The organism is Escherichia sp. XD33, assembly GCF_019375075.1.
Lineage (GTDB): Bacteria > Pseudomonadota > Gammaproteobacteria > Enterobacterales > Enterobacteriaceae > Enterobacter > Enterobacter flexneri_A.
The window spans coordinates 1-9,971 of sequence record NZ_JAENDM010000082.1; the positions used below are offsets into that span (position 1 = coordinate 1).

Annotated in this window: 15 protein-coding genes and 3 pseudogenes; 4 read left to right on the forward strand and 14 right to left on the reverse strand. The window is 49.2% G+C overall.

Translation table 11 applies throughout. The features are described from left to right. Nucleotides 1-61, reverse strand: a pseudogene (locus K0778_RS23745) (site-specific DNA-methyltransferase); the annotation flags it as partial. Between the two features lie 150 nt (nt 62-211). Continuing rightward, on the reverse strand, nt 212-415 hold the full coding sequence (locus K0778_RS23750) for a hypothetical protein (protein ID WP_000917724.1): 204 nt from the start codon (nt 413-415) through the stop codon (nt 212-214). A 319-nt stretch (nt 416-734) separates the two neighbouring features. On the opposite strand from K0778_RS23750, the gene K0778_RS23755 reads away from it, so the two are divergent. Further along, on the forward strand, nt 735-1,754 hold the full coding sequence (locus tag K0778_RS23755; protein WP_000357056.1) for a hypothetical protein: 1,020 nt from the start codon (nt 735-737) through the stop codon (nt 1,752-1,754). A 14-nt stretch (nt 1,755-1,768) separates the two neighbouring features. Here the strand turns inward: K0778_RS23755 and K0778_RS23760 are convergent, their stop codons facing one another. The 11 genes from K0778_RS23760 to K0778_RS23810 all read right to left on the reverse strand — a co-directional run bounded on the left by K0778_RS23760 (nt 1,769) and on the right by K0778_RS23810 (nt 7,918). Continuing rightward, nucleotides 1,769-2,149, reverse strand: a complete 381-nt coding sequence (locus K0778_RS23760; protein WP_080086273.1) for an antiterminator Q family protein — start codon at nt 2,147-2,149, stop codon at nt 1,769-1,771. A gap of 14 nt (nt 2,150-2,163) precedes the next feature. Then, a complete protein-coding gene (locus K0778_RS23765) occupies nt 2,164-3,153 on the reverse strand; it encodes a DUF968 domain-containing protein (protein WP_047653674.1) in 990 nt (329 codons plus the stop codon). Between the two features lie 7 nt (nt 3,154-3,160). After that, entirely contained in the window at nt 3,161-3,970 is an 810-nt protein-coding gene (locus K0778_RS23770) for a KilA-N domain-containing protein (protein ID WP_024219727.1), read from the reverse strand. Nucleotides 3,971-3,989: 19 nt separating this feature from the next. Next, nucleotides 3,990-4,379, reverse strand: coding sequence for a RusA family crossover junction endodeoxyribonuclease (locus K0778_RS23775; protein WP_000767103.1), 390 nt, complete (start codon nt 4,377-4,379; stop codon nt 3,990-3,992). Then, entirely contained in the window at nt 4,376-4,702 is a 327-nt protein-coding gene (locus K0778_RS23780; protein ID WP_000210169.1) for a LexA family transcriptional regulator, read from the reverse strand. Before K0778_RS23780 ends, K0778_RS23775 begins: the two co-directional genes overlap by 4 nt. Next, nucleotides 4,699-5,352: a phage N-6-adenine-methyltransferase gene (locus K0778_RS23785; protein ID WP_000066917.1), complete on the reverse strand. Its 654-nt coding sequence runs from the start codon at nt 5,350-5,352 to the stop codon at nt 4,699-4,701. The genes K0778_RS23780 and K0778_RS23785 overlap by 4 nt, the downstream gene beginning before the upstream one ends. Then, a complete protein-coding gene (locus tag K0778_RS23790; RefSeq protein ID WP_077878187.1) occupies nt 5,352-5,846 on the reverse strand; it encodes a PerC family transcriptional regulator in 495 nt (164 codons plus the stop codon). The genes K0778_RS23785 and K0778_RS23790 overlap by 1 nt, the downstream gene beginning before the upstream one ends. After that, nucleotides 5,843-6,784, reverse strand: a complete 942-nt coding sequence (locus tag K0778_RS23795) for a helix-turn-helix domain-containing protein (protein ID WP_153449134.1) — start codon at nt 6,782-6,784, stop codon at nt 5,843-5,845. Before K0778_RS23795 ends, K0778_RS23790 begins: the two co-directional genes overlap by 4 nt. Next, entirely contained in the window at nt 6,774-6,953 is a 180-nt protein-coding gene (locus K0778_RS23800; protein WP_001250269.1) for a DUF4222 domain-containing protein, read from the reverse strand. The genes K0778_RS23795 and K0778_RS23800 overlap by 11 nt, the downstream gene beginning before the upstream one ends. Nucleotides 6,954-7,128: 175 nt before the next feature. After that, nucleotides 7,129-7,680: a protein YmfL gene (gene ymfL, locus K0778_RS23805; RefSeq protein WP_001434539.1), complete on the reverse strand. Its 552-nt coding sequence runs from the start codon at nt 7,678-7,680 to the stop codon at nt 7,129-7,131. A gap of 37 nt (nt 7,681-7,717) precedes the next feature. Next, nucleotides 7,718-7,918, reverse strand: coding sequence for a Cro/CI family transcriptional regulator (locus tag K0778_RS23810; RefSeq protein WP_000205494.1), 201 nt, complete (start codon nt 7,916-7,918; stop codon nt 7,718-7,720). 97 nt (nt 7,919-8,015) lie between these two features. On the opposite strand from K0778_RS23810, the gene K0778_RS23815 reads away from it, so the two are divergent. Continuing rightward, complete coding sequence (locus tag K0778_RS23815) at nt 8,016-8,642, forward strand: LexA family transcriptional regulator (protein WP_000450735.1); 627 nt, start codon at nt 8,016-8,018, stop codon at nt 8,640-8,642. A 230-nt stretch (nt 8,643-8,872) separates the two neighbouring features. Here the strand turns inward: K0778_RS23815 and K0778_RS23820 are convergent, their stop codons facing one another. After that, entirely contained in the window at nt 8,873-9,394 is a 522-nt protein-coding gene (locus tag K0778_RS23820) for a hypothetical protein (protein ID WP_000559913.1), read from the reverse strand. Nucleotides 9,395-9,538: 144 nt separating this feature from the next. On the opposite strand from K0778_RS23820, the pseudogene K0778_RS23825 reads away from it, so the two are divergent. Beyond that, nucleotides 9,539-9,849: pseudogene (locus tag K0778_RS23825) on the forward strand (hypothetical protein). A gap of 14 nt (nt 9,850-9,863) precedes the next feature. Beyond that, nucleotides 9,864-9,971: pseudogene (yfdP, locus tag K0778_RS27920) on the forward strand (protein YfdP); the annotation flags it as partial.

Below are 9,971 nucleotides of genomic sequence, written 5' to 3' on the forward strand. Positions count from 1 at the left end.
TAAAATGCAGGCAATCAGCGTTGATTAAATCAACACTGTTTATTTTTACAGTATTTTTCATGGATCAGTAAGCGTAACTCTGGTAGGCTCACTCTGCTTTTGCGCTAAAGCAGTGGGCCGTGGTTCGCTTGTGACAAGTAAGCATGAGCGAATGGCTGGCAGGTGCTACCAACACCCACCAGCCGCCCATTTTCACAGCAGGAAACCGCCATTACTGGCAGCGTCTGAATTTATTCCCGTACCCGCCGTTATCCTTCGCCAGACCCGCCAGAACTAACTGAGTCAGTATTAACTGGCACCGGGCTTCGCTTACTCCGGTAGTTCTCGTCATCATGCGTGGCGTTACCCACTTGTCAGCAGGTAAGAAATGAAGGACTGCGGCGGCGGTTTCTGTCATATCTTGCTGTTTTAGCATGTCTTTTTCCCTTCTGGTTAACATGACATACCAATAACTCTTGTCTAAAAAGCCAGCAAGATAAAAAGTCAGTATTCACGACCACCAGCGTGTTTACTGTGCTGCACCAAGTTTACAGGTACAAAAAAACCGCTCAGCGGCGGGTTTAAGTTGTGTGGCGAAGTAACCACTCTTAACACAGTAATCTAGAAAATGCGGACCGCGTTAGTGATTTTTATCTGTTTTTCCATTATTTTTTTGCCACACAGCTTAAAACGAAAAATAAAGCAGGCGTTGCCAAACCTCACGGTGACAGTTGGCTTAGAATGAGGACATATTTTTGGATAAGTTTGATGAGATTCATGTAGACATTGAATCTGAGCAGCAAGCCTTCGATTTGCTTGAAAGCTATCTTGATGGTTATGGTTTACCTGACAGTTTAAGTTTCAACGGATGGCCAAACCTTACCATCAGATTAACCGGTGAAAAATTCAACAGATCGCTAACACCTTCAGTTATGAAGGGATTTGTTGAAATGCAAGCTCAAATCAACAAATCATATGCCCTTGCCAAGTACGGTGTCCCTGACGTCCGCAAACTGACCAAAGAAGAACTTGATGCCCTAGAAATAGAAGTTACGGTAGAACAGGGTTCTTCAATAGTAGAAATCAACATTGATGGCTTTTTAACCAAACTCACACAGGAACTTGTTGGTAAAATGAACGCAACTGAGATCATGTTTACTGTTCTCGGCGCAGCAGTCATCTGGGGCGGAGTAACAGTATTTAAACGGTTCTTGGACAACCGTAAAGATATTCGCCTTGCAGAAATTGCTAAGGATGGAGAGAAAGAACATCTCCGGACTATGCAGATCATGAGCGAGCAAGAAACTAAACGCCTGCGGGTTATTTCAGAAATGATTGCGGAAAAACCACTTCTCGATAACATGGACCGTATGTCGTATGACGCTAAAACCCAAATGGTCAAATCCTTTGTGCGTTCAGATAACGCTCAAATTGATGGCGTTACTATTGATTCTGAAATGGCGAAAGAGTTGGTTACGAATGCTCGTAGACGTTCATCAGAAATGAGGATTGATGGTATTTACCGAATTGAAGAAGTCAATAATACTGACCCAGAGAGTTTCAAAGTTAAGGTCCGACGCGTAGATACCGACCAACGTCTAACCTGCGTAGTTCAGGATGTTTTCCTTGATGAATCCGGAAACAAAGAAGCATTGCAGCGAGCTGAGTGGGAAAGAAAGCCTGTACATTTGAGCATTAACGCAAAACACGTCGATGGTGACATTAAGTCAGCAGTAATTCTCTATGTTCGAGATGTGGAACAAAAGCCCGAGTAATCGGGCTTCAATAATCAATCTTTAATTTCGGGGTCCATCTCTAGACTAATTTCCAGCATCGATAGGCAGCCATCAATAAACCCCTCAGCCATCTGTATCTCAATGCGTATTAGTTTCTCATCCTTTTTACGAGCCTTGGCGAGCTTTCTTTTAGAGATACCGTATAGGTAATGGGCAACAAGAAGCGAATGTTCGTCCGGCCTTTTTTGCCTTAGACGAGCAAGACAACCTTCAATAATTAATGCATCACTATCTGAACATGCCTGACGTGTTTTGCTTGTATAGGGAAGAAGCCCTTTAAACCCAGCAGCTATAGGAGAATAGTCTACTCCTGAACTATCACTCGCCGCCCATGCTCCCCAACGATCCAGAACCATTTGAATATCACGCATCAACTTTCTCCACAAAATCAGGCCAGCACGCCAATTGCCAGCGCACGATCGATAAAACGAAATATCAGCTCCAGCTGGGAGCCATACTTCTCTTCAAATGCCACGGTATCCGCATGCAGCTCGTCGTGATGCTTTCTGCACAAAGGCAACACAAAAAGGTCATGCGCTTTTGTTCCCATTCCACCCTGACCGTGACCTATCAGGTGGTGGGGATCATCAGCGGGCTTTCCACAACATGCACACGGCTGTGTCTTAACCCAGCGCGTGTACTTTTCATTAACCCAGCGGCGACGTTTTGGGCGTAACATAAAAGACTCCGGCGACTCCGGATCCACTTTCAGCGCCAGCACCTTTTTCGCCTTATCCTGGATGATGCTGGTGGCAGGAACCGAAGGCACAAGGTCACTTTCCCGGGTAACAGACGGCACAACAGGCCTCGGTAATCTCAGTGCCTTACGGGCTGCACTTTCCGGTAAGGCATCCGCCAGATCATTACGAATCAGCCACCAGCACAGTTCCGGCATTGTCACAACGTGACTGTCATCAAAACCGAGATCCCGACGCACAACAGACAACACCCAGCGGGCACAGTTATCCGTTGCCATTGATTCCAGCCGTTCCGTGAACTGATCGCGCAGCTGGTTATCGCAGTGCCAGCACAGACGGATTGCACCCGGAGCGTGTCGCATTGTGGTCATGTTCTCGCTGTGCCAGTCGGAATGAGGCCACTGGCAGCCTTTTTCACGAAGTAACCAGCTTTCAAGACATTCCACGCCACCAGCACGACGGATCACTGCCTCATTGCGGAACACGGCCCGAACGGCAGGATCATCCGCCAGCGGTTGTGATGCCGCCGGAACGGCACCACTGGCGAAAGATGAATAACGCTCCGGCTCAGGCTCCAGCAGGACACGCCCCTGCATAAACAGGGGCATCAGCTCTGAACCTGGCCTGAACAATACGATCCCCATACGCGGGGCAATTTCAGGGGTCAGTAGTGCTCTCACGGTCACCTCAATGAACGGTATCGAGCAGCTTTAACAGCTCAGGGAATCGGGATTCGAAGAAATGCGGCTGCGTCTCGCGCGGATTTGCGGGACTGGTGATGTTCTTGCCGAACATGCAACCTTTCGCTGTCAGCGACCAGAATTTTTTGATGTTGTTAATCGCGGTACGGCTGTATCGTTCGCGCTGCTCGACGATCCCCAGTTTCACCATCTGGTGATATGCCTGATTAGCCGTCAGGCGTATACCATACTGTTTCAGCAGTGCACTCAGTGACAGTGTCGGGCGACTTGAGCCATCGTGTGCATCAGCAGGAGCATCAATGGCATAGCGCGGTGCCAGATTCGGTAAGCCAACAGCCTCCTGGAGTTTCTGACAGGCACCAAGCACTGAAGAGTTAGACAGGTTTAACTCCCGGCGCATAAAGTCCAGCAGGATCACGCCAGCCTGCATCTTGTCAGCAGCCTGTCCGGATAATTTTTCCGGTGCGCTGGTTACCATATCGAAAGTACGGATCACCTTCAGATGGAATGACGGGCTGATCCACATTGCATAGGCATACACCAGTTCCTTGCAGACATACGTTCCCCGTTCATTTCCCCCATGAATCACACTCACCGGGTCAACACCCAAATTCTGGGTGTTGGTCAATTCATGAACAAGTTCAACAGTTTGTTGGCTGGAAAGAAACTTTCCTGGCTCCTTGGTTCTGGCATTTGCACCAGATGCTACTGCTGCGCGATGCAGATCGTTCAGGCTGTAACGCCCATAAACATCACGACGAACTTCAATACCATCAATAACCATCAGATTATTCATACTTCGTTTCTCCTCTTAATCAGGCGGCTGCACCCGCCGGTTTCTCATACTTACTGATAGTGATCTCGACCTTCCCTTTCGGGATAACCGGTCCCCACTCCACCAGCATTCTTTTCACCTGTCTGTCGTCTTCCCACACACCCGCGTGGGTCAACGCGTCAAACAGCGCCTTGTTATAGTTGTCCAGATCGCGGATCCGGTTATCCGGAGGAAACAACACGATCTCCACTGAAGCAGGTGCCGACGTTGGTTTTGGCAGACGACGTAACTGCTCAACTATTGCTGCGCACGCCGCGCTCTGAAATTTTCGCCCCGCCGCGCTTATCAGGCTCTTACCAGCAAATGCCCCTTTGTTGGGGTGTCGCCAGTACGTGTTCACGCTGGGCGGAAAAGGCAGGATCAGCTTCATGCTTTCAGGCCTCTCTCATGTAACCAGTGGGTTGCACGCAGCCTTGCGTTTTCCTCACCGGCAAGCAGTGAGCGGATAATCCCGACCGCCTCGCTGTCGTCGTCCTTCACCGCGGTATGAAGCGTTATCCCCCGGGCCACGCCACGCTTTATCGTGATGACACCTTTTTTCTCCAGTGCGCGAAGATGCTCCACCGCTGCATTCACTGAACGGTATCCCAGCATGGTTGCCACCTCCTGATTGGTTGGCGGGAAGCCACGTTCTTTCTGGTAAGAAATCAGCATATCCAGCACCTGCTGCTGGCATTGAGTTAATGTCGTCATGCCGCCATCTCCCTGACCAGTTTTTCCGCCTGCTGGCGAACCTGCGCCAGAAAGGCCTCACCACATGCCTCAAGTTCATCGCGCCCGATGTAGCTGATTGCCGGTCCCTTCCAGGTCTTGTCGAAAACAGCAATAGCACCAGCGAAGAAAGCGCCTGTCGGCACCTGCTTCTCGTCCTTCGGGATAAACCAGGCTGGCAGTTCAAAACCAATACGCCCGCGAATAAAAGCAATATGGTCTGCATCTTCCGGCCACCAAACTTCGCTGGTGGCAGCTTTGATCAGGAAAACATAGCGCCCGCCTTTATCACGCATAGCACTGGCATGTTTCATGATGTAACGCATGCCGGTGATGTATTGCCCCTCATGCTGACTGGCGCGGCTGTACGGGGGATTACCAAAGGCAGCACCTTTAAGCTCCGCAAGACGTTCTGACCAGTCATGCGCCAGCGCGTTGTCTTCCGCAGTGTAATAAGCGGCACATTTGGCGTTATCACCATCAGTAAACAGATCCAGAACAAACGGGCCAAACAGGGTGTTAATTCCCCAGAAAATGTTGTCCGGCGTGCGCCACTGATCGCCCACTTCCTTCAGTTCATGGGCTGGTTTGTTCCGCAGCTCCACCAGCGCCTGGCAATATTTATTACTCATTAAGCCCCCACGTAATTCCCTGACAGATACCACTCTTCACCCGATGCAGCGCGCTTGCTGCTTTTCCGTAAGCACCGCTCACGATGCGCCAGAAAATTGTTTCGTTCTGGCTGGGAGTGGCTTTCACGGAATGCCGCCATCCACACCGTTGCAGCACGACGGTATAAGCCCCTGGACTCCAGTTCTTCCGCCTGGCGGGTCAGGCACAAAATCACCCGGGGATCGTTAGTGCCGACATAGAAATTGCGCACAGGTCTGGTTTCACGAACTGGTTGTGGTTCCGGCTCCTGCGCTCTCTCAGTCAGGCGCGGGAAATGTCTGCGTGTATCTCCTTCACAACGGTGAGCCACACGCCCACTCTGACGTAACTTGCTTGCTGACTGCAGAACGCGCTGCCGTGAGTAACCTGCAAAAGCATCCGCAATGTCTCCGGAAGTACACCCCGGATGGGCTTCAATGAATTTCTGAACGTCATTTAACAGACTCATGATCACCCCCTGAATCCTGCCGGGATCTGGCTGTAGTCCACGTTGTCGTAACTGGATTTGAAGTACGGGTCTTCGCGTTTTTCGGTGTACGTGCTGACGGACGGTGATAAGCGCAGGGAAAGCTCATCCCATTTTTCCCGCAACTTCGACGGGCTGAGCACGTTACGGCACCAGAACGGATCGCGGCTGACGCGGCTGTACATCTCGCAGATTTGTTTGTGAGTACGACCATCCTGTACACACATCAGGCGAATTTCGTTTGCCCAGGCTGTCCAGTTCGGTTCTTTGGGACGAACCACCTCGCCGTCACATTCGGCGGCTTGCTCGTACAGGGCGATGATTTTTTTCCAGAGCCACTGTGCGCAGGTCAAATCATCCTGCGTTCCCCACTGGCGCCTTTTAGGGCTGAATACAACCGCATCAGGATGGCGAGTTAAAAAATCCTGTTCATCCGTCTGCGTGTCCGGTTGCGAAGCGTCCGGACGAGAAGGTTTTTTATCTGACGGATCATGTTTTGATTTTACTGACGGATCCCCGCCAGATTCTGACGGGTGAAAACCCGCTTTTTTGCCAGATTTCGACGCATCAAATTTTGACGGGTCAGATTTTGATGCGTCAGATTTTGACGGGTCAGAATCTGACAGTTGAGAAAATGCCGCTGCCTGAAGCTTCGCAACGTTAAGCTGATAAACATTCGACGCATTGCGGTTACCCTGGCGACGCGCCTTACGCGTTAACCAGCCTTCTGCTTCCAGCCGTGCGATAGCCGTCCTGACGGTACTCATCCCCGCGCCAATCTGACGGGCAATAGTTTCAATTGATGGCCAGCACACACCTTCGTCATTACTGAAATCAGCCAGGCGGGCCATAATTGCCACGCTGGATAATTTCATGCCTGATGCAGCGCAACCATCCCATACATAGCCGGTTAATTTAGTGCTCATGACCGACCTCTATTTCCCTGAATTTACGACGAAACTGTTCGAGCGGGCTGAAGCACTCATGCTCATAGCCTTCGCGGAGGTAGATAACTCGTTGTGTTTCCGGCTCCCAACGAATGACTCTGACGGGCACTCCGTAGTGATCTTTGAACCAGCGGTTAACTTGTCGCAAAGGACTGTCTCCTTCTGCCGGTTGAAATCACCCACAGCCCACTCAGCAAAGCTGTGGGTTACAATTTCCCTGTCACCTGGTACATTAACTGCATAGCAATACTCCACCTTCGCTTTTCCACCCGGTACAGGAAGCGCAATCAGTTGCGAGCGACGGTAGTGTGTTGTTAAACTGTTCATGCGTTAGTTTCTCCACAGTCACGACACGCCACGGCGCCCGGAGCTGCACACTCGCGGGCGTCATTACTTTCTGAAATGCAAAAGATTTTGTAGACCAGTGCTGCATGCTCCTGCAGCTTCGAAATTGAGAGATACAGCTCGTCGTTAATTGCTGTCTTCTCATGCGGTTCCACCACACCGTCTTCGATTGCCGAACGAATCTGTCTGGAATAACTGCCAATCTGTTCAATGACTTCCAGCAGGCGCTGGTTAATATCGGCGTTGTCCACATCCTCGACGTCAGGAAGAGACACAAAGACGCCATTTGCAGACTGCGCCACAGCGTCAGCAATGAAGTGAGTTCCACCAGCACGTTGCAAAATCATTGCCCATCCCAGCGGGAAAATCTGATCGCCATCGGCACGAAGGCGGTTAAATAATGCGTTTTCTGTTACATCCAGCCAGTCAGCTGCTTCAGCGTAACCACCCGGCAACGCTGCGATAGTTTTTCTGACAGCTTTCACGTACCACTCAGGCTGTTTTTCTACTTTCCAGTGATGCTTACCCACGGTTAGCCTCATCGTTCTGTGGTTTCTGTTAATCGATTTATCCATTAGATTTTTCATAAAGCTCAGGTTTAAATGGCAACCGTCCGCAAGTTCTATATGCAGCTTCTGCTGCACGTCCTTTTGGAATTAACTGGCCCGGACGGTTTCGCCACTGATAAACGGCTTCAGTTGTTATGCCGAAAAAAGCAGCAACTTTCTCAATACTGCCGAAGTAGCTTTCGATATCGTCAGTTGTCATACGCCCTCCAAACTAAGTTTTATTAGATGCTAATTACAAATCTATCTTTGGTCAATAAAAACTAAGATTACTTAGCAATTCAAGAAATGGTGCTCCTATGGAAACGGTTGGTCAGCGTATAAAAGCTCTGAGAAGAGTTACCGGAACGTCCCAGAAAGAATTGGGTAAATTTTGTGGAGTAAGCGACGTTGCTGTGGGGTACTGGGAGAAAGACATCAATACCCCTGGTGGGGAGGCACTTTCGAAATTAGCGAAGTTCTTCAATACGTCAATAGATTACATTCTTTATGGTGCTGAGTTTGAAGGCAAACTCGTCACAAACATGCGCAGAGTTCCTGTAATATCGTGGGTTCAGGCTGGGCAGTTTACTGAGTGCAGGGCAGCAGAAGTGTTTAGTGAAGTGGACAAGTGGGTAGATACATCATTAAAGATTGGTGATAACTCATTTGCATTAGAGGTTAAAGGTGACTCCATGACTAACCCTAATGGCCTCCCAACAATACCAGAAGGCGCAACAGTGATTGTAGATCCAGATGCAGAACCTCGTCATGGAAAAATAGTCATCGCTCGACTTGATGGAACAAACGAAGCTACAGTAAAAAAATTAGTCATCGATGGCCCTCAAAAGTTTTTAGTGCCATTAAATCCTCGGTATCCCAACATCCCTATCAATGGTAATTGCCTTATCATTGGTGTAGTCAAAGGAGTTCAATACGAACTCTAAGACCTCTCTTCTCTAACTAAGGCACCGAACTAAGAAAAGTTTGGTGTTTTCTCTTGCCATAATAACTAAGTTAAGTTAGATTTTATATCAAAGATAACGAACAGGCAGGACGCCCACGAAGTAGCCGCCTGGGGCATATGAAGTCCAGGATGATTCGTTAGCAACAAAAAAGCGCCCTACAGGACGCTTAGCTCTTTAACAATCTGGGTATCATCCAACCAATGCAAGATTTAAGGAATCCAAGGCGAATTCAGATCTCGCCCCAACTCACGTAATGATCTTGGTCGTTCGTACATCGGATTTTTTTCCATAAGAAATTTATTTTCACAGTGAAGGCAACGGCTTGTAAGAAAATGAGAAGTTTTACCTACTGGAAGCGGATGAAGTATCGATTTTATATTTTTGGAATAACAAAGTGGGCACAGATGCACAGTTATTTCTTTTCCACTCACAATTTCATTTTTAGAGTAAACAAAAGCACCAGAGTCAAGCTGATCAAGGACATATCCTTCTACCTTGGCACAAAAATCTTCAAACTCTGCAATTTTTGCTTTGAGATGCATCACCTCTTCATCACGAAGGCGGATCGCATCGCCAAGAGAGAAGCATTCTGCCTGAAGCGTGATTAGTTTGTTCTGGAGTTCAATGGTTGCAGCTTTAACTTCTGCATCCGTTTTCGCGTCATTAATAACCTTAGCAAGACCGGCAGTCTCCTTTATAGCGGCCATAGCCGCAGACAGTTCAGCTATCACGTTGAATACTCAGCTAGTTGTTGGGGATATCCAGATTAACCAAATCCTTGTTGTTGGGGAATAACTAGGTCCACCTCGCCTGATGTGGCTAAAAGCAGGCACATAACAGCTAAGTATTTTCAACCAGAGAGAATCCTTAGCGTTGTGGTGAATGCGGCTCAGCGCACGCGGGTTAAGGTTGAGGCTGACAGTCGACCTTCTGTGGATACCCACCCGCCTGGTGTGCAACCTTCGCCAGGCACCGGGAGGCACCCGGCACCACAACTTTATGCTGTGTGTAGTCCTGGCGGTATCAGCTTGTACCCTTGCTTCCGGCTGGTACCGTCCTTTTTACAAAACAGAGAAGAGCATCACCGGACGACGGGCTCATAACCCAATCCATCCGGGCGGCTGCCACCGCAGGTGTTCTTCTCTGTTTTGTGGAGAAACCAACCGACCCTGCAGGGTCGATATGATGGGGAGCAGCAAAATGGCTAGCGAACGCAGTACTGATGTGCAGGCATTTATCGGGGAGCTGGACGGCGGCGTATTTGAAACCAAAATCGGCGCAGTTCTCAGTGAAGTCGCTTCCGGTGTG

Bases quoted from the DNA above. Each gene is read 5' to 3' on its own strand.
- K0778_RS23770 (WP_024219727.1), bottom strand. From the start codon at position 3,970: ATGAATAATCTGATGGTTATTGATGGTATTGAAGTTCGTCGTGATGTT.
- K0778_RS23810 (WP_000205494.1), bottom strand. From the start codon at position 7,918: ATGACAACTGACGATATCGAAAGCTACTTCGGCAGTATTGAGAAAGTT.
- K0778_RS23780 (WP_000210169.1), bottom strand. From the start codon at position 4,702: ATGACGACATTAACTCAATGCCAGCAGCAGGTGCTGGATATGCTGATT.
- K0778_RS23775 (WP_000767103.1), bottom strand. From the start codon at position 4,379: ATGAAGCTGATCCTGCCTTTTCCGCCCAGCGTGAACACGTACTGGCGA.
- K0778_RS23785 (WP_000066917.1), bottom strand. From the start codon at position 5,352: ATGAGTAATAAATATTGCCAGGCGCTGGTGGAGCTGCGGAACAAACCA.
- K0778_RS23750 (WP_000917724.1), bottom strand. From the start codon at position 415: ATGCTAAAACAGCAAGATATGACAGAAACCGCCGCCGCAGTCCTTCAT.
- K0778_RS23795 (WP_153449134.1), bottom strand. From the start codon at position 6,784: ATGAGCACTAAATTAACCGGCTATGTATGGGATGGTTGCGCTGCATCA.
- K0778_RS23815 (WP_000450735.1), top strand. From the start codon at position 8,016: ATGGAAACGGTTGGTCAGCGTATAAAAGCTCTGAGAAGAGTTACCGGA.